Below are 19,853 nucleotides of genomic sequence, written 5' to 3'. Positions count from 1 at the left end.
GCTCACAGGTTGTACTGCTTGCGCTTGCGATACAGGGTCGACGCGTCGATGCCCAGGGTTTTCGCCGCCTGATCCAGCGTGCCTGCCGTCGCCAGCACCGCGCCGATGTGGGCTTTTTCCAGTTCATCGAGGCTCAGCGCGGCGCCGACTCGAGGTGCGTTGTTCGCCGGCTGCTCGGCCATGCCGAGGTGGCTGATTTCCACGCGTTCCTGCGGGCAGATAATGCTCGCCCGCTCCACCACGTTGCGCAGCTCACGAATATTGCCCGGCCAGCGATAACCCAGCAGCGCTTCGCGCGCCTCGTCACTGAAGCCCCGAGCCGGGCGTGCGTACTCTTTTACGAAGCGCGCGAGGAAGCGGTCCGCCAGGGTCAGGATGTCCTCGGCACGTTCGCGCAATGGCGGCAGATGCAGGGTGATCACGTTGAGGCGATACAGCAGGTCTTCACGGAAGCGCCCGTCGCGCACCATGTCTTCGAGATTAAGGTTGGTCGCGGCGAGAATCCGCACATCGGCACGACGGGTCACTGGATCCCCTACCCGCTCGTATTCCTTGTCCTGAATGAAACGCAGCAACTTGGGTTGCAATGTAAGTGGAAAATCGCCGATCTCGTCGAGAAACAGCGTGCCGCCGTCCGCCTGATTGACCCGACCCAAAGTGCTCTCACTGGCGCCGGTAAACGCACCACGACTGTGGCCGAACAGCTCGCTTTCCATGAGCTCGGCGGTCAACGACGGGCAGTTGATGGTCACGCAGGATTTCTTCTCGCGCTTGCTCCAACCATGAATGGCCCGGGCCAGTTCCCCTTTACCCGTGCCGGATTCGCCAAGGATAAGAATGTTGGCGTCGGTACCGGCGACCTGCCGCGCAGTTTCCAGCACCACTTTCATCGCCGGGCTGTGAGAGTCGAGGCCGTCCTTGGGTTTGCGGATCTCGCCTTCGAGGGCTTCCAGACGCGCCGAGAGCTGGCGCACTTCCAGCTGCTTGGCGGTAGCCAGACGCAACTGGTCAGGGCTGCACGGTTTGACCAGATAGTCGGCGGCGCCCGCCTGGATCGCGTCCACCGCGGTATCGACCGCCGAATGCGCGGTGACAATCACCACCCGCATCCATGGCGCCTGAACGCGCATCTGCGCCAGTACATCGAGACCGTTGTCTTCACCCAGACGCAAATCAAGGAAGCACAGGTCGAATACCTGGCGTTGCAACAGTGCATCAGCCTGAGCCGCGCTGTTGGCGGTGGCCACCGTATAACCTTCGTCTTCGAGGCAGTAACGAAAGGTTCGCAGGATGGCGGACTCGTCGTCCACCAGCAGAATGCGGCCTTGATGCTCAGTGGCAGATTCCATTTTTCCTACGCTCCATAGTGATTGATCTTGGGTTAGTCCCGGAAAAATCGGGCAAGTTGCATGGTTGATTCTGAACGATGCGAGCCATGGGAGGGTAGCTCTCTCCTGCCTTGACGGCCAATCCGTTGATTTTGTTGAGTTTTTAAACAATCACCGATTTACAGAGGGTTCCCTGCGTACTTTTCTGACATCCGCGACGTGCTCTCAATTCCATAAGAATGAAATCTCCTACGAAATAATCATGCATTTCGCACGACCGTAGATGACCCATCGTGCAGGATGCGTCCGTCGCTGAATTTCACTCACTCACAAACCATTGATTTTATTGAATATTTTTCAAATAAAAAACTGGCATGCAGCCTGCAATACCTCATTCAGCCCGGGCAGATTCCACTGCCCCAACCGAATAAGAGTGAGGAACCCAGGATGACTCGCCAACGTGCCGCCCAAGTGCGTATCTCGCCACTGCATATCCAGCAAGGCCTGTTTGGCGTACTTGCGCTGTTGATCACCCTGATCGCCTGCCAGCAATACCTGAGCTGGGAAAACAGCCAGAAGCCTGAGCCGCTGATCTCGATTCAACACAGCACGCAGACGCACTTCAGCGCCGTCAGCAGCAGTCAGGCCGAAAGCGCCTCGATGCGCATGATGGATGTCGATCAGCCACAGCCGCTGGATCAACAGCCACGTGAAGAGCGCTGGGTTTTCTGACGAACCGAAGAATTCAGGCGCATCGCGCCGGAACACGCAATATCCCTAAATAGAGAAGTAAGGAGAATCACCATGTTGAGCTGGGCAATTACATTCTTGATCATTGCCATCATCGCCGCCGTACTGGGCTTCGGTGGTATCGCGGGCACCGCCACGGGTATCGCCAAGATTCTCTTTGTCGTGTTCCTGGTGATGTTCATCGCTTCCTTCTTCTTTGGCCGTCGCGGCCGAGGTTAACGATGATTGCTTTGAAGACACTGGCAGCCGCCCTGCTTATGGGCGGTAGTGCCATGGCGATGGCGGCCAATGATGGCCAGGCGCGGGTCAACGAGCTGCTCAGCTCCGACCCGCAATACCGCAAAACCTGGCAAGGCGTTGTGAAGCACGAAGAACGCCTGCCGGAATGGGTGATGAATCTGTCCGGCACGCCAGACCAGCAGATGAATGCCGTGACTGAAGACGGCGACAAGTACCTGGTCGGCCCGCTCTGTGAATCCGCAGACAAGTGCCTCAACCACCGCTTGATCGTGGCCTTCAGCTTCGACAAGAAAGATGCATATGCCATGCTCGTCGATGTGCCCGAAGGACTGCCGGCCGACAAGTCGCCAACGCGACATGCCACCTACCGCTTCCTCGGCAAACCGGATGAAGGTATGCAGAACCTGCTGATGGAAACGCTGAAGAAAGATCCGAAGTGGTATTGATTCGAACATGAGGGCAGCGCCCCGCTGCCCTTTATTGCGCCTACCCGAGGAAGGCTGGCGCATGACCAAGGGGCCGGGACGTTCTGACTGTTGCAGGGTCGGAGTGACCTACGGGTACAGGGAGTGCCTGCGCGAGGGCCGGGTCAGGGTAAAAGCTGCGACGCAGGTTCGCCGACCCTCAGTGGTTCGACGGACTTGCGCTGAGCTTTATCCGATGCAAAAACATTGATCCAGAGCGTCCTGCTCATCTTTTTATGCCTCACACTGCGCGCGAAAACATTACGCGGTGTTTCCTGGCGACCGTATATCGAGAAAGAGTCCCTTTAAACAGTGGGACATCTAGTCTGCAAACGTAGGCTTTTTCTTAAGATTTCCGTCGAAATTTCTCGTTTAAAAAATAACCAATCTACGCTGCAATGGCCGGTTCACGGCACTTATGCCGGCTGAAATGTCGTAATCGAACCGGTTGGGACGCCAGTTTCAATTAAAAAAGCTCATGCCGATTCGGCATAGGGTAGGCGTTTACGGCATTAGACGGCGCAACCTTGCATCGGAATAGTTGCGCCTTTTTTCGCCTGCCGAAGAGCCGTAAATACGCGCTTCGGGGCACCTTATACGGAGGCAGATGCACAGACTTTTCCGCTGACAGAGCGTTCCAGTTCCTGCATGTGCCTGAGTCAAACGCAAGTAAGGGTAAAGATAATGAAGAAGGCAAAACTCAGCCTCGCCTGGCAGATCCTCATAGGTCTGGTTTTAGGGATTGCAATTGGTGCGTTGCTCAACCACTTCAGTGCCGAGAAAGCCTGGTGGATCAGCAACGTCCTGCAACCGGCAGGCGATATCTTTATCCGTCTGATCAAGATGATCGTGATCCCGATCGTCATCTCCTCCCTGATCGTCGGCATTGCCGGCGTGGGCGACGCCAAGAAACTCGGGCGTATCGGTCTGAAGACCATCATCTACTTCGAAATCGTCACCACCATCGCGATCATCGTCGGCCTGCTACTGGCCAACCTGTTCCACCCGGGCGCCGGCATCGACATGAGCACCCTGGGCACGGTGGATATCTCCAAGTACCAGGCGACCGCCGCCGAAGTGCAGCATGAACACGCGTTCATCGAGACCATCCTCAACCTGATCCCGTCGAACATCTTCGCGGCCATGGCCCGCGGCGAAATGCTGCCGATCATCTTCTTCTCCGTGCTGTTCGGTCTCGGTCTGTCGAGCCTGCAGTCGGACCTGCGCGAGCCGCTGGTGAAGATGTTCCAGGGCGTCTCGGAAAGCATGTTCAAAGTCACCCACATGATCATGAACTACGCGCCGATCGGCGTGTTCGCCCTGATCGCGGTGACCGTGGCCAACTTCGGCTTCGCCTCGCTGCTGCCGCTGGCCAAACTGGTGATCCTGGTTTACGTCGCCATCGCCTTCTTCGCCTTCGTGGTGCTGGGCCTGATCGCCAAGCTGTTCGGCTTCTCGGTGATCAAGCTGATGCGCATCTTCAAGGATGAGCTGGTCCTGGCTTACTCCACCGCCTCCTCGGAAACCGTACTGCCACGGGTGATCGAGAAGATGGAAGCCTACGGCGCACCGAAAGCCATCTGCAGCTTCGTGGTACCGACCGGCTATTCGTTCAACCTCGACGGTTCGACCCTGTACCAGTCGATCGCAGCAATCTTCATTGCCCAGCTGTACGGGATTGACCTGTCGATCAGCCAACAACTGCTGCTGGTGCTGACCCTGATGGTCACCTCCAAAGGCATCGCCGGCGTACCGGGCGTGTCCTTCGTGGTGCTGCTGGCGACGCTGGGCAGTGTGGGTATCCCGCTGGAAGGCCTGGCGTTCATCGCCGGTGTCGACCGCATCATGGACATGGCGCGTACCGCACTGAACGTGATCGGCAACGCCTTGGCAGTGCTGGTTATCGCGCGCTGGGAAGGCATGTACGACGACGCCAAAGGCGAGCGCTACTGGAACTCCCTGCCGCACTGGCGCAGCAAGGAAAAACTGCCGGCTGGCGAGATCTCCAAGAACTGATAGCTGAAACCTGTGGAGATCGGCTTTTTTGTGGGAGCGAGCCTGCTCGCGAAGGCGGTATGTCATTAAGCATTGATGGACTGACAGGACGCTTTCGCGAGCAGGCTCGCTCCCACAGGGGATTTGAGCCAAGCCACAAATGAGGCACACACGAACCCCGGAGCAATCCGGGGTTTGTCGTTTCTGGCGACCCCGCTATCATTCGCCGCATCTTCCGGGGGATTTGACTGATGCTTAATGGCCTGTGGCTTGGCTTCTTCGTCGTGGCGGCAATATCTGCGCTGGTGCAGTGGCTGGTCGGTGGCAACGCCGGGATTTTCGCGGCGATGGTGGAAAGCATTTTCGCCATGGCCAAACTCTCGGTCGAGGTCATGGTGTTGCTGTTCGGCACGCTGACCCTGTGGCTGGGCTTCCTGCGCATCGCCGAGAAGGCCGGGATCGTCGAATGGCTGGCGAAAGTGCTGGGCCCGCTGTTCCTGCGGCTGATGCCGGAAGTTCCGGCCGGGCACCCGGCGCTCGGTCTGATTACCCTGAACTTCGCCGCCAACGGCCTGGGCCTGGACAACGCCGCCACGCCGATCGGTCTCAAGGCCATGAAGGCGCTGCAGGAGCTCAACCCCAGCGCGACCATCGCCAGCAACGCGCAAATCCTGTTCCTGGTGCTCAACGCCTCGTCGCTGACCCTGTTGCCGGTGACAATCTTCATGTACCGCGCCCAGCAAGGCGCACCAGATCCGACCCTGGTGTTTCTGCCGATCCTGTTGGCGACCAGTTGCTCGACCATCGTCGGCTTCCTCTCGGTGGCGTTCATGCAGCGCCTGCGCATCTGGGACCCGGTGGTGCTGGCCTATCTGATTCCCGGCGCACTGATCCTCGGCGGCTTCATGGCGCTGCTGGCGACGATGTCGGCCACGGCGCTGGCCGGGCTGTCGTCGATCCTTGGCAACCTGACGCTGTTCGGCCTGATCATGCTGTTCCTGGTGATCGGCGCGTTACGCAAGGTCAAGGTCTACGAAGCGTTCGTCGAGGGCGCGAAGGAGGGCTTCGACGTCGCCAAGAACCTGCTGCCGTATCTGGTGGCGATGCTCTGCGCGATTGGCGTGCTGCGTGCCTCGGGCGCGCTGGACTTTGGTCTGGATGGCATTCGGCATCTGGTGCAGTGGGCCGGGTGGGATACGCGTTTTGTCGATGCGTTGCCGACGGCGATGGTCAAACCGTTTTCCGGCAGCGCCGCACGGGCGATGCTGATCGAGACCATGAAGACCTCCGGCGTCGACAGCTTCCCGTCACTGGTGGCGGCGACAATTCAGGGCAGCACCGAGACCACGTTCTATGTACTGGCGGTGTATTTCGGTGCGGTGGGGATTCAGCGCGCAAGGCACGCCGTTGGATGCGCGCTGCTGGCTGAATTGGCCGGCGTACTCGGCGCCATCGGCGTTTGCTACTGGTTCTTCGGTTAACCACGAATCCCCATTGTGGGAGCGGGCTTGCTCGCGAAGGCGGCGGGTCAGTCGACCTGTATATTGACTGACACACCGCCTTCGCGAGCAAGCCCGCTCCCACAGGGGTTATGTATAAGGTTTAAGGTCTGGGTTGTTGGGTGAATTGCTGGCCTTGCTGAACAGCCCAGGCGACAACCTTGGCCGTCAGCCGATCACTGGCCTGTCCAAACCCCGCGACCACCGCCGGCACCTGTACATCATTCAATGGCTGGCGCTCTTCGAAGCGGCGGCTGGCGAGAATCTTCTGGTCATAGCCGCGCACCAGCAGCGCATCGACGCGCACCACAACGCTGGCCTGATTGCCCTGATACTCGGTCTGAAACGCCTGCAAGCTGCCGCCCAGTTCCAGATCCGCAGCGAAGTTGCTGTCATCGGTACTGAGCAGCGTCACCCGACCATCGCGGGCAAAGCCATCGAGCAGCCGATTACGCACCAGCACCGGCGCCGGATCGCTCCAGCGCGAAGCCTTGTAGCTGCTGATCACGTCGCCCTGTGGAATCACCGCGATGTTCGGCCGGTTCAGCGCTTCGCTGGCCTGCAACTTGTTCAGGCGCAGCGACCAGTGCTGGGTCGCCGCTGAACTGGACGAGGCGGGTGCTTGCGTGGCGGGCAGGCGATAGACATCCGACGGCTCGGCCTTGGGCAGGATCGAGCACGCCGAGAGCAGAATGAAACTGGCGAGGAGGGCGAAGTGAGTCAGCTTCATGGGGTGAATTCCTTGTTCTTGTCACTGCCCAGCAGGTAGCCGCTGGGGTTGGCCTCAAGGCGTTGCGAAATGCCGCGCAGCGAAGTCAGGGTTTCGCGCAGTTCGCGGATCGCCGGTGCCAGGCCATTGAGGCCCTGCATTCCGTTGTCGAGCGAGTTCTGGTTCTTGCTCAGCAGGCCGTTGATGGTGGCGCTGCTTTGCTCCAGCGACTTCATCGCCTGCTCGGCACTGCCCAGCGCCTGCTTGCCCTGATCGTTGAGCAGGCCGTTGGCGTTGCGCATCAGCGCCGAAGTTTGCTCGAGCATGCTGCCGGCCTGCTTGCCGACGCTCGCCAGTTGCTGCATGGCCTGACGCAGGTCGCCGCGCTGATCGTTGATCGAACCGGTGGTCTGCTCCAGATGCGCCAGCGTGTTGCTGACGCGCTCGACGTTCTCCGGGGAGAACATCTGGTTGGCGTTGCTCAGCAGCGCGGTGATGCCGGTCATCAGGTCGTTGCTGTCGTTGAGCAGGCGGGAAATGGGCGAGGGCGCCGCGACAATGGTCGGCAGCTCGCCGTCATGCCCACGCAGCTTCGGACTCTCCGGAGTGCCGCCGCTGAGCTGGATGATCGAAGTCCCGGTGATCCCGGCCAAAGCCAGTTTGGCCTGGGTGTCTTCCTTGACCGGGGTGTCCCCGCCCAGACGAATCCGCGCCAGCACCCGGCGTGGGTCTTTCGGGTCGAGACGCAGGTTGACCACATCACCGACCTTGATCCCGCTGTACTGCACCGGGCTGCCCTTGGACAGGCCGCTGACCGCCTCGTTGAAGACCACTTCATAATCCTTGAACTCGCTGTCGACGCTGGACTTGGCCAGCCACAGGCCGAAGAGCAGGGCGCCTGCCACGACAATCACTGAGAACAGGCCGATCAACACATGATGGGCTCGGGTTTCCATGTCAGACCTCGTTGAGCAATTTGGCGGCGTCCAGCGCCGAGCGGCCACGCGGGCCGTGGAAGTATTCGTGAATCCACGCGTCGTCGGTTTCCGAAACCACATCGATAGGGCCGGCCACCAGCACTTTCTTCTGCGCCAGCACCGCCACACGGTCGGTGATGGTGTAGAGCGTGTCGAGGTCGTGGGTCACCAGAAACACGCTCAGGCCCAGCGCATCGCGCAAGGTCAGGATCAGTTGATCGAACTGCGCCGCGCCAATCGGATCGAGGCCGGCGGTGGGTTCGTCGAGAAACAGGATGTCCGGATCCAGCGCAAGGGCCCGCGCCAGCGCAGCGCGCTTGATCATCCCGCCGGACAGCGAAGCCGGGTATTTGTCCGCCGCCGACAGCGGCAGCCCGGCCAGCGCCAGCTTCACCGCCGCCAGATGCTCGGCGTCGTTGCGGCTCAGGCCGGCGTGTTCGATCAGCGGCAGAGCGACGTTTTCGGTGACGGTCAGCGAGGAAAACAGCGCGCCTTTCTGGAACAGCACGCCGAAACGCCGCTCGACCAGCGAACGCTCATGCTCGGACAGGCTCGGCAGGTTTTGCCCGAACACCTTCACGTTGCCTTCGCTGGGCCGGCGCAGGCCAACAATGCTGCGCAACAGCACCGATTTACCGCTGCCGGAGCCGCCGACCACGGCGAGGATTTCGCCCTTGTACAAATCCAGATCGAGATTCTCGTGCACGCTCTGGCTGCCAAAGCGATTGCACAGGCCACGGACTTCGATCACCGCCTCCGAGGGCGCGCGGGGTAGACGACTCACCAGCCCATCTCCATGAAGAACAGCGCAGCCACCGCATCGAGCACGATCACCACGAAAATCGACTGCACCACGGCTGACGTGGTGTGCGCACCGACCGATTCGGCGCTGCCGCTGACCTTGAAGCCTTCCAGGCAACCGATCGTGGCGATCAGGAAGGCAAAGATCGGCGCTTTCACCAGGCCGACCAGAAAGTGCTGAATACCGATGTCGCTCTGCAGCAGCGAGAGAAACATCGCCGGCGAAATCCCCAGCGACACCGCGCACACCACGCCACCGCCGATGATCCCGCAGAGCATCGCCAGAAACGTCAGCATCGGCAGCGCCACCAGCATCGCCAACACGCGCGGCACCACCAGCAGCTCCATCGGGTCGAGGCCGAGGGTGCGGATCGCGTCGATCTCCTCGTTGGCCTTCATCGAACCGATCTGCGCGGTGAACGCGCTGGCGGTGCGCCCGGCCATCAGGATCGCCGTGAGCAACACGCCGAACTCACGCAGGAAAGAGAAGCCCACCAGGTCCACGGTAAAGATCGTCGCGCCGAAACTGGCCAGCACCGTGGCGCCGAGAAATGCCACCACCGCGCCGACCAGAAAAGTCAGCAGCGCCACGATCGGCGCGGCGTCGAGGCCGGTCTGTTCGATGTGGGCGACGACGGGGGTGATGCGCCAGCGCTTGGGGCGCAACAGGTTGCGGGCGATGGTTTCGAGGATCAGGCCGATGAAACCCAGCACTTGCAGGGTGTCCTGCCAGACCGTTTCCACGGCGCGCCCGATGCGGGTCAGCAGTTGCACGCTGACACTGACTTCCGGCTCTTTGACCGGCACACAGAAATCAGTCAGCGAGCGATACACAGTCTGCAGCAGCGCGCGGTCAGCCTGGGAAATCGTGCAGTCGGGGTGTTCGGCGGATTTGCCCAGACGCTCGGAACCGAGCAGCTCCACCAGCAACGAAGCGCCAGCGGTGTCGAGCGCACCGAGGCTGTTGAGGTCGACCACGGTATTGGCGTCGTACTGGCCGGTCAGTTTTTCGGTCAGGTGCTTGAGGTCGGCGTAATGGGCAAGCGTCCAGTCCCCGGAAACCCGCAGGCGGGCAGGGCTGATTGACGTGTCCAGTTGGGCATTACCGCTCATTGAGCTGCTGATCATAAGCTCCGTGCTTGTCCGGCTATTAAGCGAACTAACGTAATAGCACGAACCGGATTACTTTTCTTTGATCGCTGTGCTGTCTGTCACTTCGAAACGCAGCACGCCGATCACCTGACCGTCTTCAGTCAGCACCCGCACCTGCCACTTGCCCACCGGGTTGCCGGGGAAGTTCTGCTTGTGCGTCCACGCCCGATAACCTTCCTTGCGCCCGCCGTGGATATCGAGAGCGATGCGGTCGACCTCTTTGCCGTCGAACTGCCACACGTGGTAGATCCGCTCATCCAGCCCGCGCGGCGCGTTGATCGCGGTGTAGGCGTAGAGACCGCCGTTGCGGATCTGCTCGGCGCTGACCTGTTCGAGGCTGTCGCCCGGGGTGCGATCCTGCAACTGGGTGCTGATCGCCACGTCGGTCATCCACAGCGTCGCCGGCGGCACCCACGAGCGCAGCGTCCAGCCGACCGCGCCAATGCCGAAGGTGATGCACAGAATGGCCAGCGCGTTGCGCACGGTGCGGATCGGGAAGATCGACGCCAGACTCGGGAACGACAACACCACCGCCGTGCCCAGTGCCCATTTGAAACTTTGCGCGGTGGTCAGGTGCATGATCACCGGCAGCGCGGTGAGCAGGGCGGCGAACAGGGTCAGGGTGTGCAACGCGAGAAAAGCCCAGCGCCGTGGCGCCAGCCATTTGTAATAGAGCGGATCGACAATCGAGATCAGCGCGGCGATGCACAGCAGGCCGGTGAAGATCAGTTGACCGCTGTTCCAGGTGGTGGTGATGAAGAAGAACGGCAGGACGAAAAACAGGCTTTCCTGATGGATCATCTGCGTCGCGTAACGCAGCAGCGGCTGGGGGATCTCCCGCTTGAAGATGCGCGTGAACAGGCCGGTCAGGGTGTTCTCCAGCATCAGCCAGATCCAGCTCAGCAGCATGATGATGGTGATCCAGCTCGCCAGTCCCTGCTGGCGATCGACCAGAATGAAACTGCCGACCCCGGAGATGAAACCGCCAAGCGCAATCACCCCGGGATAGCGCTTCATCAGCTCGAGAATGCGCTGGATCAGGAGGGGGATTTTCTGCATGTTGGCGGTTCACGACTGAGTAGGAAAAAACCTCGACAGAGTACCGTCCGCCGGGCGACGTGGCGAGGCTCCCGGTCAGTAAAATCACCACAGATCCCTGTGGGAGCGGGCTTGCTCGCGAAGGGGCCGTGTCAGTCGACATCATTGCTGAATGACACACCGCATTCGCAAGCAAGCCCACTCCCACAGGTTCAGTGTTTGGCTGGCTTACGACGGTGCAACCGCCAGCCAATCAGCACCAGCAACACCACGCCCAGGCCACCGGCAATCAGCCACAACACTTCATCATCACTGAGCAACGGCTTCTCGATCCGCAGATATCCCGGTTGCAACAGCAACTCGCGCATGGCCTTGTTTGCCGTTTCCAGGGTCACGCCTTGCAGCTCGCGGGCCGGGTTGGCAAAGCGCCCGTCCTCGTAATCGCCCAGCGCGCTCCAGTAGTAATCCGCCATGGCACTGTTGCCCTGTACCGCCCAGGCCTGATGGGCGATGGCGGCTTGTTTGATCCGGGCGAAGGTGTCCGGGTCGAGGCCGTTTTTCAGCAGGTCGGCCTTGAGGTCTTCCAGCACCTGTTGGGCTTCGGCGAGGTCATCGCGATCCACGTCAGCGTTGAGGCTCATGAAGCCGACCCCGCCAAACACTTCACGCTCGGCCCATGGCCCGTAGGACAGGCCGTGATTCAGGCGAATCTGCCGGTACAGCGCCCAGTCGAGGTAGTCCTTGAGGATGTCGAAGGTCTCGTCGTACTGATCGTCGAGCATCGGCTCCGGCACCAGCCAGTGCAACTTGGCGCTGTCGCCGATGAAGCCACGGGTGAGGGTGCGTTCATGGGCGGCGCTGGTGCGGATGTCCGGCAGCTCACGGTGCTCCGCCGGGTCCACCGCTTCAAGCGCGCCCCAGGTGCGTTCCAGATAGGCCGGCAGCAGTTTGTCGAGTTCACCGACGACGATCAGGGTCATGTTGTTCGGCGCGTACCAGGTCTTGCGCACCTTCTCCAGTTGCTTCTGGGTCAGATGGCCGACTTCGGCGCGTTGCGGACATTTCAGGCCCAGTTCCACCGCCAGTTGATTGCTCGCGGTGTGGCCCAGGTCCTGACGGTCGAGGAAACGTTGCAGGCGCGTGTAATGGCCGCCGTCCTCGCGCTCGACCACACGTTTGGCAGCGTTGATCGCGTTGTCGTCGATGCGGGTCTGGGTCAAAAGGTCGAGCAACAGGTCGAGGACCTTGCGCTGATTCTTTGCCGGGGCTTCGATGACGAACGTGGTGTCGGCGTTGCTGGTAAACGCGTTCCACTCACCGCCCAGCGCCTGCATGCGCTCCTCGAGGCCGCCTTCGCCGGTGGCATCGACGCCGCTGAACAGCAGGTGCTCAAGCAGGTGCGGCAGCTCTTTTTCATCGCAGTCGAAATCGTCGAGACCGACGCCCACCACCAGACGAATCGCCACATGCCCGCGCTCGGTGCCGGGCTTGAGCAACAGCTGCAAACCGTTGGGCAGCGCGTAGCCTTCGACCTGAAAGCGATCAACGGCGAAGGCGGGCAGGGAACCGAGCAACAGACAGGCGAACAACAGGCAACGCATAACAGGCTTCCATACGGCTGATTTGGAGATCCGTGTCGCTATTCAGGCCGCTTTCGCGAGCAGGCTCGCTCCCACCTTGAAATTCATTCCCTGTGGGAGCGAGCCTGCTCGCGAATATCTTGCGGCTGAATCAATGTTACTGACTGACCCCAGCCCCATACGTTCAAGGCGAATGCGTAATGTCGGCAATATCATCCGCTTCCAGCGCCCCGGTATCGGCCGTTTCCAGCACCACGTAAGCACTGCTGCAAAACAGCGAATTCAAGCGCTTCATATCCGCAATCAGCTCCAGATGCAGCGAACTGGTTTCCAGACTCTGCACGATCTTACGTTGCAAACGGCTGACATGGGCATGGGCCAGACGCCGTTCCTGTGCACGAAAGCGACGTTTCTCGCGCAACAGCTGACGGGCGCTTTCCTTGTCGCCGCTGAGGAACACTGACAGGCCCAGGCGCAAGTTGGCGATCAGTTGCTGATGCAGCCCGGCCAGATCCTCCAGGCCCTCTTCGGAAAACGACCGACGCTGTGAAGTCTTCTGCTGCTGCACCTTGCGCAGCATGCGTTCGATCAGGTCGCTGGCCAGTTTCAGGTTGATCGCCAATTCGATGGTCTCTGCCCAGCGCCGACTGTCCTGTTCGCCGAGATCCTCGCGGGGCATTTGCGCCAGATACAACTTGATCGCGCTGTACAGCGCTTCGACGTCATCGGTGAGTCGGCGCATTTCCTGGGTGATGGCGGTCTGCTTGCCGCGCAGCACATCGAGCATCGCGTCGAGCATGTTGTCGATCAGGTCGCCCATGCGCAGGGTCTCGCGGGCCGCGTTGGCCAGCGCCAGGCTCGGGGTGACCAGCGCCGTCGCATCGAGATGCCGCGGCTTGGCGGTGCCATTGACCTCCGGGCGCTCCGGCAGCAGCCAGGCACACAGGCGTGCCATCGGCGCGACGCTGGGCAGCAGGATCAGGCAGCGCGCGGTGTTGTAGAGCAAGTGGAAGCCGATGACCATTTCCTGCGGGCTGAAATCCAGACCGTCCATCCAGTGCACCAGCGGGTCAAGCACCGGGATGATCAGCAGCAGGCCGATCAGTTTGTACAGCAGGCTGCCCAGCGCCACTTGCCGCCCGGCGGCGTTCTGCATGCTGGTGCTCATGAACGCCAGCACACCGCTGCCGATGTTGGCGCCGATCACCAGACCGATCGCCACCGGCAGGCTGATCACGCTGGCGCCGGCCAGCGTCGCGGTCAGCAGCACAGCGGCGAGGCTGGAGTAGGAAATCATCGCGAACAACGCGCCGACCAGGGCGTCGAGAAGGATGTCGCCGGTCAGCGAAGCAAAGATCACCTTCACCCCTTGGGCGTGGGTAATCGGCGCGGCAGCTTCGACGATCAGTTGCAGCGCGAGAATGATCAGCCCCAGACCGATGCTGACCCGGCCCATCTGCCCGAGCCGCGTCTGTTTGCGCGACAGAAAGAAAATCACCCCGAGGAAAATCAGCAGCGGCGACAGCCACGACAGGTCGAACGTCAGCACCCGCGCCATCAGCGCGGTACCGACGTCGGCGCCAAGCATGGTCGCCAGCGCCGGGGTCAGCGCCATCAAGCCCTGACCAACGAAGGAGGTGACGAGCATGGCCGTGGCGTTGCTGCTCTGCACCATCGCAGTCACGACGATGCCGGCGACGAACGCGAGCCCGCGTTTGGACATGTTCTGGCCGATCACATGGCGCAGATTGGTGCCGTACACCCGCAGGATGCCGGTTCGGACGATGTGCGTGCCCCAGATCAGCAGGGCCACGGCAGACAGCAAATTGAGCAGGGTGAGCATGCAGACCCCCTGTAGTAGCAGCGCCCCAAAGGGGCAAGTTGACGGTACCGCGCGGTTTCTACGTTTTTGATACTTAAGCTGTAGTTGGCTAACGGACTGGGCGCCAGCATTGCACAGCTAAAGTGCGGATTGAAACAAAAGTGTCATGAAAATGGCTTTATCCACCTGACCTGAAAACCCCGATTCCCCTGTGGGAGCGGGCTTGCTCGCGAAAGCGGTGGGCCAGTCAACATTTCTATCGACTGATACGACGCCTTCGCGAGCAAGCCCGCTCCCACAGGTTTTTGTGTCAGAGCTTGAGGGGATTAAACGCAGCGAACTGGCGGTGAACCGTGTGCTGCACAACCTCGTCCCCCCTGCCTGAATGCACAAACAACTGTGGGAGCGAGCCTGCTCGCGAAAGCGGTGGATCAGCCAACATTGTTGTCGACTGACACTCCGTCTTCGCGAGCAGGCTCGCTCCCACAGGGGTGTTGCGTGATTCAGGACTACCGGGTTATTGCCCCGGAACATCCTTGCGCAGTTTCACCGGATCCTGCTGCTGTTTCTTCCGGGCCATCGCGCCGCGCAGTTTGATGTTGATCGCTTCCACCGCCAGCGAGAACGCCATGGCGAAGTAGACGTAGCCTTTCGGCACATGCACGTCGAACGACTCGGCGATCAGTACGGTACCGACCACCAGCAGGAACGACAGCGCCAGCATCTTCAGCGACGGGTGCTTGTCGATGAACTCGCTGATCTTGCCCGAGGCCGCCATCATCACCAGCACGGCGACGACGATTGCCGCGACCATCACCGGCACATGGGAGACCATGCCGACGGCAGTGATTACCGAGTCCAGCGAGAACACGATGTCGATGATCGCGATCTGAATGATCGTGTAAAGGAAGTTGCCGCCCTTGCCCGAAGGCTCGTCGCCGCTTTCGTCTTCGCCTTCCAGCGCGTGGTACATCTCCTGCGAGCTCTTCCACAGCAAGAACAGGCCACCGAAGAACAGAATCAGGTCGCGACCGGAAATGCCCTGGCCGAACACCACGAACAGGTCGGCGGTGAGGCGCATGACCCAGGTGATCGACAGCAGCAACAGGATCCGCGTGATCATCGCCAGGCCCAGGCCGAAGATCCGCGTGCGTTGCTGCATGTGCTTGGGCATGCGGCTGACCAGGATCGAAATCATGATGATGTTATCGATGCCCAGAACGATTTCCAGGGCGGTCAGGGTAAAGAAGGCAACCCAGATTTCGGGGTTGGTCAGCCAATCCATGTGTATTCCTTTGAGCGAGTGTTAAACCAGGACGCCAGCAAGCAGCTGGCGTCATGGTGAGTGAATGCCGTTACAACGTGCTGAACAGCGGGAACGTCCCCAGCAGCAAGGCGGCCACCAGTATGCACAGGCAGACCAGCACTGCCCACTTCAGGGTGAAACGCTGGTGGTCACCGAACTCGATACCGGCCAGCGCCACCAGCAGGTACGTCGACGGCACCAGCGGGCTGAGCAAGTGGACGGGCTGACCGACGATCGAGGCACGGGCCATTTCCACTGCGGTGATGCCGTAATGGCTGGCCGCTTCGGAGAGCACCGGCAATACGCCGTAGTAGAACGCGTCGTTCGACATGAAGAATGTGAACGGCATGCTCACCAGCGCCGTGATCACCGCCAGGTACGGGCCGAGGAAGTCCGGAATCACTGCCAGCAGACTTTTCGACATGGCGTCGACCATGCCGGTTCCGGACAGGATACCGGTGAAGATACCCGCAGCGAAAATCAGACTGACCACCGACAGCACGCTGCCGGCGTGGGCCGCAACGCGGTCCTTCTGCATTTGCAGGCACGGGTAGTTGACGATCATCGCGATGCTGAACGCCACCATGAACAACACCGGCAGCGGCAACAGGCCGGCGATCAGGGTGCACATCAGCGCCAGGGTCAGCAGGCCGTTGAACCAGATCAGCTTCGGACGGCGGGCATCGGGGAACTGCGACACGCTGATTTCACTGTGATCGATTTCGTCGCCGATCAGGTGCAGCTCGCCCAGACGCGCACGCTCACGTTTGCCGTAGAAGTAGGCAATGATCAGGATCGCCACCACACCGGCAGCCATCGCCGGGATCATCGGCACGAAGATGTCCGACGGGTCGACATGCAGCGCACTGGCGGCACGGGCGGTCGGGCCGCCCCACGGGGTCATGTTCATCACGCCACCGGCGAGGATGATCAGACCGGCCATGATCCGCGGGCTCATGCCGATGCGGCTGTACAGCGGCAGCATGGCGGCCACGCAGATCATGTAAGTGGTCGCGCCGTCACCATCGAGGGAAACGACGAGCGCCAGCACGGCGGTACCGACCGAAACTTTCAACGGGTCGCCCTTGACCAGTTTGAGGATCTTGCGCACGGCCGGGTCGAACAGGCCGGAGTCGATCATCAGGGCGAAGTACAGAATGGCGAACATCAGCATCACGCCGGTCGGCGCAAGCTTGGTAATGCCTTCGAGCATCATCGGGCCGATCTTCGGCGCGAAACCACCGAACAGGGCGAACAGGATCGGGATGATGATCAGGGCGATCAGCGCAGACAGGCGCTTGGTCATGATCAGGAACATGAACGTGATGACCATGGCGAAGCCAAGGAAAGTCAGCATGGGATTACTCCAGGCGTAGCGCGGCTAATTGAGTGAGCGGATCGGAAGGGATCAGCGCAGAACGGGAAGCACGAGACGTACGGGCGGAGTTTCAGCGAGAAGGCGGGCTACAGAGGACATCAGAATCACCATTGTTGTTGTTAATTGGGCCTGACATGCGAGCGATCACACGCGTTGGCCAACCGGTCTGTTGCCGGTAGTGGCGGCGATCCTAATCGGGCAACCTTTCAGCTACCTTTCGCTGACGAAAGCTTCAGGCGAATGGCCAACCGGCTGTCGGATGCGGCTAGAGTCAATCATTTCGGGGACGGGAGGGCAGGGACATGGAAGAAGTGCACAGTGGTGGCTGCCACTGCGGACAGATTCTCTACCAGTTCAGCGGGCCGTTGCACGACATTGCCCACTGCCACTGCTCGATCTGCCGCAAAGTCAGCGGTGGGATTGTCACCACGTGGATCACGGTTCCGGCAGCCAGCTTTCATTGGCTGGCGGGGACGCCTTCGCGCTATGACTCGTCGGACAGTTGCGCGCGGTATTTCTGTCCGCGTTGTGGCGCGCAGCTGGCGCTGGTGACGCAACTCAGTCCCGCGAGCATCGATGTGACCATCGCCACACTGGATCACCCGGAGTTGGCACCAGCCGAGCGGCATATCTGGACCGACAGCCAATTGCCCTGGCTGCATCTGGACGAGCATCTGCCGGGCGAGCCTGAAGAAACGCTTTGATCAGAAAATAGACAGATCCAGCGGCCGCATTGCGCCCATCCAGATCGCATGCTCGGTGTGATCGAGCAAGTCATCGCCGGTATCCGGGTGCAGGAACACCACCAGCCCCTTGCGATTGAGCGCCAACCACGGCAACACCTCACCGATCAGCTCCGGGCCGAAAGCCAACTGGCAGCTCCAGTCTGGATGCGGGCCGACCGGGCGCTCATGGACGCGCCCCATCTTCAGAGGAAACAACTGCGCCGCCTGTTCACACAAAGCGCGCGCCTGATCAATTGAGTCAGCGTCGAAATAGACGTGGGCGTGATAGCCATTGATTGCGTGCATCTGAAAGCCTCTGAATCGGTTCGAACCCTCGGCGCAGGCTGCGTGTCACACGCCATACGAGGGACAACAAAAAGGAATCAGCCATGAAAAATGCCGAAACCCCGACGGTGAAAGTGGTGCTCTATGGTGCCATGGCCAGCCTGGGCGGTGCGTTGATGGCTGAATTGCTGCGACGGCAGCACGAAGTCATCGCGATTCTCGACGATTTGAACGTACTCGCACCACGTCCGGGCCTGCGCACCAAAAGCGGCGATCTGTTCGATGCCGAACGGGTCAACCAAAGCGTAGCCGGCAGCTCGGCAGTGATCTGTCTGCTGGACGCACCGGGCCTGCCTTTCAGCAGCGACCATGTAGAAAGATCCGTAGTGCTTGGGCCGGTGGAACAGGTTTTAGCAGTCGATGCGTTGGTCGACGGCTTGCAAGCGGCCAACGTGTCACGGTTGTTCCTGGTGGGGAATTTTGCCGTGCTCGACGAGCCAGATCTGGACGACGGGCTGCAACGCCACGCCGCCGAAGAAATCCGCGAAGCCCTGCAAAGCAGCCCGCTGCAGTGGACACTGGTGAATGCTCCGCACGGGGTGGTGGGGCTGACCATTGAGCATTTCAGTCAAGTGGGCGGCAATCTGGAGCCGGGGCTGGCGGAGCCGCTGGAACGGCTGAACCGGGTCGCGGTGGGGATTGCCGATGAGCTGCGGTTGAATCTGCATGTGGGGCAGCATGTGAATTTTGTGGCGACGTCGGGTACGTAAAAGATCGCAGCCTGCGGCAGCTCCTACAGGGAGTTGTTTTTGATGTTCAAACCGCAATCGACGGCAATGCCACTCCGGCGAGGGACTCGGCACTGCTCGCCTGCTCGGCCATCAACCAGTCGACAAACTGTTGAATCAACGCCCCCCGGCGTTTGCGTTGCGGCAACACCACGTAATAACCCAGGCGCGACAACGTGGTCTCGGCGACAGGCCGACAGAGCAAGCCCTGGGTCAGCAAGTTATCCACAAGGTGCCGCCAGCCGATGGCCACACCCTGGCCGCCAATCGCCGCTTGAATCAGCAGCGTGTAATTGTCGAAACGCAATTGCCCCGGCGCCGGCGGCGTGTTGATGCCCAGTTCGCGAAACAGACCGCTCCAGTCAAACCAGTTGCTGCTGTTTTCCCCGCGCAAGTGCAGCAATGGAAACTCCAGCAACGTCTGAGCAGGCAAGGGCAGGGTGCGGCCCTTGAGCAGTTGCGGGCTGCACACTGGAAACACTTCTTCGCTGAACAGCCAATGGCTCTCGCCCTGTTTAAATCGGCCGTCACCAAACAGCACCGCCACGTCGATGTCGGTGCGTAGCATGTTGTGGTTGCGCTCGCTGGTGACCAGGCTGACATCGACGTTCGGGTTGGCTTCATGAAAGCGGTGCAGGCGCGGCATCAGCCAGTAGGCGGCGAAAGCGAAATCGGTGGCGACTTGCAATACTTCATGTTGCTGTTGCGTACTGATCGCGCTCAACCCTGCGTCGATATGCTGCAAACCGAGCTTAATCTGCTCGAAAAGAATCGCCCCGCCCTCGGTCAGTTCAATGCCGCGGTATATCCGGTCAAACAGCCGTGCGCCCAGTTGTTCTTCCAGACGCTTGATCTGCTGGCTGATCGCCGGTTGCGTGGTGCCCAGCTCCACCGCGGCGGCGGTAAAGCTGCGATGGCGCGCCGCCGCTTCGAAGGCGCGTAACAGGTCGAGGGACAGATTGCCGAGGGCATCATACATAAGCTGTGCTTATCCTAGTCATTGTCCGGCGCGGGCT

19 protein-coding genes are annotated in these 19,853 nt (G+C 60.7%); 7 read left to right on the top strand and 12 right to left on the bottom strand.

The features are described from left to right. Nucleotides 1–2: 2 nt before the first annotated feature. Entirely contained in the window at nt 3–1,349 is a 1,347-nt protein-coding gene (gene algB, locus QRN61_RS07295) for a sigma-54-dependent response regulator transcription factor AlgB (protein ID WP_027610247.1), read from the bottom strand. A 426-nt stretch (nt 1,350–1,775) separates the two neighbouring features. On the opposite strand from algB, the gene QRN61_RS07290 reads away from it, so the two are divergent. From QRN61_RS07290 to QRN61_RS07270, 5 genes are all read left to right on the top strand, one after another. Further along, nucleotides 1,776–2,060 (top strand): hypothetical protein, encoded by a 285-nt coding sequence (locus tag QRN61_RS07290; RefSeq protein WP_096797611.1) that lies wholly within the window; start codon nt 1,776–1,778, stop codon nt 2,058–2,060. Nucleotides 2,061–2,132: 72 nt separating this feature from the next. Then, nucleotides 2,133–2,297 carry a DUF1328 domain-containing protein gene (locus QRN61_RS07285; RefSeq protein ID WP_003177151.1) on the top strand — a complete coding sequence of 55 codons (165 nt, stop codon included), beginning with the start codon at nt 2,133–2,135 and terminating at the stop codon, nt 2,295–2,297. Between the two features lie 2 nt (nt 2,298–2,299). After that, the gene (locus QRN61_RS07280) at nt 2,300–2,764 is read left to right on the top strand and encodes an inhibitor of vertebrate lysozyme family protein (protein WP_285373485.1); all 465 of its coding nucleotides are present in this window, start codon (nt 2,300–2,302) and stop codon (nt 2,762–2,764) included. 702 nt (nt 2,765–3,466) lie between these two features. Next, nucleotides 3,467–4,798 carry a glutamate/aspartate:proton symporter GltP gene (gene gltP, locus QRN61_RS07275; protein ID WP_096797613.1) on the top strand — a complete coding sequence of 444 codons (1,332 nt, stop codon included), beginning with the start codon at nt 3,467–3,469 and terminating at the stop codon, nt 4,796–4,798. Between the two features lie 230 nt (nt 4,799–5,028). Further along, nucleotides 5,029–6,258 carry a spore maturation protein gene (locus tag QRN61_RS07270; RefSeq protein ID WP_025112290.1) on the top strand — a complete coding sequence of 410 codons (1,230 nt, stop codon included), beginning with the start codon at nt 5,029–5,031 and terminating at the stop codon, nt 6,256–6,258. Between the two features lie 121 nt (nt 6,259–6,379). On the opposite strand, the gene QRN61_RS07265 is transcribed toward QRN61_RS07270, so the two are convergent. The 9 genes from QRN61_RS07265 to QRN61_RS07220 form a co-directional block, all read right to left on the bottom strand. Next, nucleotides 6,380–7,006, bottom strand: a complete 627-nt coding sequence (locus tag QRN61_RS07265) for an ABC-type transport auxiliary lipoprotein family protein (protein ID WP_285373484.1) — start codon at nt 7,004–7,006, stop codon at nt 6,380–6,382. Further along, nucleotides 7,003–7,941, bottom strand: coding sequence for an MlaD family protein (locus QRN61_RS07260; RefSeq protein ID WP_096797615.1), 939 nt, complete (start codon nt 7,939–7,941; stop codon nt 7,003–7,005). Before QRN61_RS07260 ends, QRN61_RS07265 begins: the two co-directional genes overlap by 4 nt. A 1-nt stretch (nt 7,942) precedes the next feature. Then, nucleotides 7,943–8,746, bottom strand: coding sequence for an ABC transporter ATP-binding protein (locus QRN61_RS07255; protein ID WP_041073657.1), 804 nt, complete (start codon nt 8,744–8,746; stop codon nt 7,943–7,945). Beyond that, a complete protein-coding gene (locus QRN61_RS07250; protein WP_098966456.1) occupies nt 8,743–9,891 on the bottom strand; it encodes an ABC transporter permease in 1,149 nt (382 codons plus the stop codon). Before QRN61_RS07250 ends, QRN61_RS07255 begins: the two co-directional genes overlap by 4 nt. A gap of 54 nt (nt 9,892–9,945) precedes the next feature. Further along, nucleotides 9,946–10,974 carry a DUF5924 family protein gene (locus tag QRN61_RS07245; protein WP_285373483.1) on the bottom strand — a complete coding sequence of 343 codons (1,029 nt, stop codon included), beginning with the start codon at nt 10,972–10,974 and terminating at the stop codon, nt 9,946–9,948. 191 nt (nt 10,975–11,165) lie between these two features. Next, complete coding sequence (locus QRN61_RS07235; RefSeq protein ID WP_027610256.1) at nt 11,166–12,554, bottom strand: M16 family metallopeptidase; 1,389 nt, start codon at nt 12,552–12,554, stop codon at nt 11,166–11,168. A 163-nt stretch (nt 12,555–12,717) separates the two neighbouring features. Continuing rightward, the gene (locus QRN61_RS07230) at nt 12,718–14,376 is read right to left on the bottom strand and encodes a Na/Pi cotransporter family protein (protein ID WP_285373482.1); all 1,659 of its coding nucleotides are present in this window, start codon (nt 14,374–14,376) and stop codon (nt 12,718–12,720) included. 496 nt (nt 14,377–14,872) lie between these two features. After that, a complete protein-coding gene (locus QRN61_RS07225) occupies nt 14,873–15,640 on the bottom strand; it encodes a TerC family protein (protein WP_027610258.1) in 768 nt (255 codons plus the stop codon). A 70-nt stretch (nt 15,641–15,710) separates the two neighbouring features. After that, nucleotides 15,711–17,018: a CitMHS family transporter gene (locus tag QRN61_RS07220; RefSeq protein WP_007954069.1), complete on the bottom strand. Its 1,308-nt coding sequence runs from the start codon at nt 17,016–17,018 to the stop codon at nt 15,711–15,713. A gap of 323 nt (nt 17,019–17,341) precedes the next feature. Here QRN61_RS07220 and QRN61_RS07215 point away from each other — a divergent pair, with 323 nt between their 5' ends. After that, the gene (locus QRN61_RS07215) at nt 17,342–17,743 is read left to right on the top strand and encodes a GFA family protein (RefSeq protein WP_285373481.1); all 402 of its coding nucleotides are present in this window, start codon (nt 17,342–17,344) and stop codon (nt 17,741–17,743) included. Here the strand turns inward: QRN61_RS07215 and QRN61_RS07210 are convergent, their stop codons facing one another. Next, on the bottom strand, nt 17,744–18,070 hold the full coding sequence (locus QRN61_RS07210; RefSeq protein ID WP_098966448.1) for a DOPA 4,5-dioxygenase family protein: 327 nt from the start codon (nt 18,068–18,070) through the stop codon (nt 17,744–17,746). An 83-nt stretch (nt 18,071–18,153) separates the two neighbouring features. On the opposite strand from QRN61_RS07210, the gene QRN61_RS07205 reads away from it, so the two are divergent. Then, nucleotides 18,154–18,819, top strand: coding sequence for an NAD(P)-dependent oxidoreductase (locus QRN61_RS07205; RefSeq protein ID WP_285373480.1), 666 nt, complete (start codon nt 18,154–18,156; stop codon nt 18,817–18,819). 46 nt (nt 18,820–18,865) lie between these two features. On the opposite strand, the gene QRN61_RS07200 is transcribed toward QRN61_RS07205, so the two are convergent. Further along, nucleotides 18,866–19,816 carry a choline sulfate utilization transcriptional regulator gene (locus QRN61_RS07200; protein WP_097090213.1) on the bottom strand — a complete coding sequence of 317 codons (951 nt, stop codon included), beginning with the start codon at nt 19,814–19,816 and terminating at the stop codon, nt 18,866–18,868. Nucleotides 19,817–19,853: the final 37 nt, after the last annotated feature.

This window comes from Pseudomonas sp. lyk4-TYG-107 (genome assembly GCF_030209055.1).
Classification (GTDB): Bacteria; Pseudomonadota; Gammaproteobacteria; order Pseudomonadales; family Pseudomonadaceae; genus Aquipseudomonas; species Aquipseudomonas putida_A.
The sequence above is the reverse complement of the archived record's forward strand: the minus strand, read 5'-3'. Positions and strand labels throughout refer to the sequence as shown.

Coding starts and splice junctions, on each gene's coding strand:
- algB (WP_027610247.1), bottom strand. CDS start 1,349: ATGGAATCTGCCACTGAGCATCAAGGCCGCATTCTGCTGGTGGACGAC.
- QRN61_RS07290 (WP_096797611.1), top strand. CDS start 1,776: ATGACTCGCCAACGTGCCGCCCAAGTGCGTATCTCGCCACTGCATATC.
- QRN61_RS07285 (WP_003177151.1), top strand. CDS start 2,133: ATGTTGAGCTGGGCAATTACATTCTTGATCATTGCCATCATCGCCGCC.
- QRN61_RS07280 (WP_285373485.1), top strand. CDS start 2,300: ATGATTGCTTTGAAGACACTGGCAGCCGCCCTGCTTATGGGCGGTAGT.
- gltP (WP_096797613.1), top strand. CDS start 3,467: ATGAAGAAGGCAAAACTCAGCCTCGCCTGGCAGATCCTCATAGGTCTG.
- QRN61_RS07270 (WP_025112290.1), top strand. CDS start 5,029: ATGCTTAATGGCCTGTGGCTTGGCTTCTTCGTCGTGGCGGCAATATCT.
- QRN61_RS07265 (WP_285373484.1), bottom strand. CDS start 7,006: ATGAAGCTGACTCACTTCGCCCTCCTCGCCAGTTTCATTCTGCTCTCG.
- QRN61_RS07260 (WP_096797615.1), bottom strand. CDS start 7,941: ATGGAAACCCGAGCCCATCATGTGTTGATCGGCCTGTTCTCAGTGATT.
- QRN61_RS07250 (WP_098966456.1), bottom strand. CDS start 9,891: ATGATCAGCAGCTCAATGAGCGGTAATGCCCAACTGGACACGTCAATC.
- QRN61_RS07245 (WP_285373483.1), bottom strand. CDS start 10,974: ATGCAGAAAATCCCCCTCCTGATCCAGCGCATTCTCGAGCTGATGAAG.
- QRN61_RS07235 (WP_027610256.1), bottom strand. CDS start 12,554: ATGCGTTGCCTGTTGTTCGCCTGTCTGTTGCTCGGTTCCCTGCCCGCC.
- QRN61_RS07230 (WP_285373482.1), bottom strand. CDS start 14,376: ATGCTCACCCTGCTCAATTTGCTGTCTGCCGTGGCCCTGCTGATCTGG.
- QRN61_RS07225 (WP_027610258.1), bottom strand. CDS start 15,640: ATGGATTGGCTGACCAACCCCGAAATCTGGGTTGCCTTCTTTACCCTG.
- QRN61_RS07220 (WP_007954069.1), bottom strand. CDS start 17,018: ATGCTGACTTTCCTTGGCTTCGCCATGGTCATCACGTTCATGTTCCTG.
- QRN61_RS07215 (WP_285373481.1), top strand. CDS start 17,342: ATGGAAGAAGTGCACAGTGGTGGCTGCCACTGCGGACAGATTCTCTAC.
- QRN61_RS07210 (WP_098966448.1), bottom strand. CDS start 18,070: ATGCACGCAATCAATGGCTATCACGCCCACGTCTATTTCGACGCTGAC.
- QRN61_RS07205 (WP_285373480.1), top strand. CDS start 18,154: ATGAAAAATGCCGAAACCCCGACGGTGAAAGTGGTGCTCTATGGTGCC.
- QRN61_RS07200 (WP_097090213.1), bottom strand. CDS start 19,816: ATGTATGATGCCCTCGGCAATCTGTCCCTCGACCTGTTACGCGCCTTC.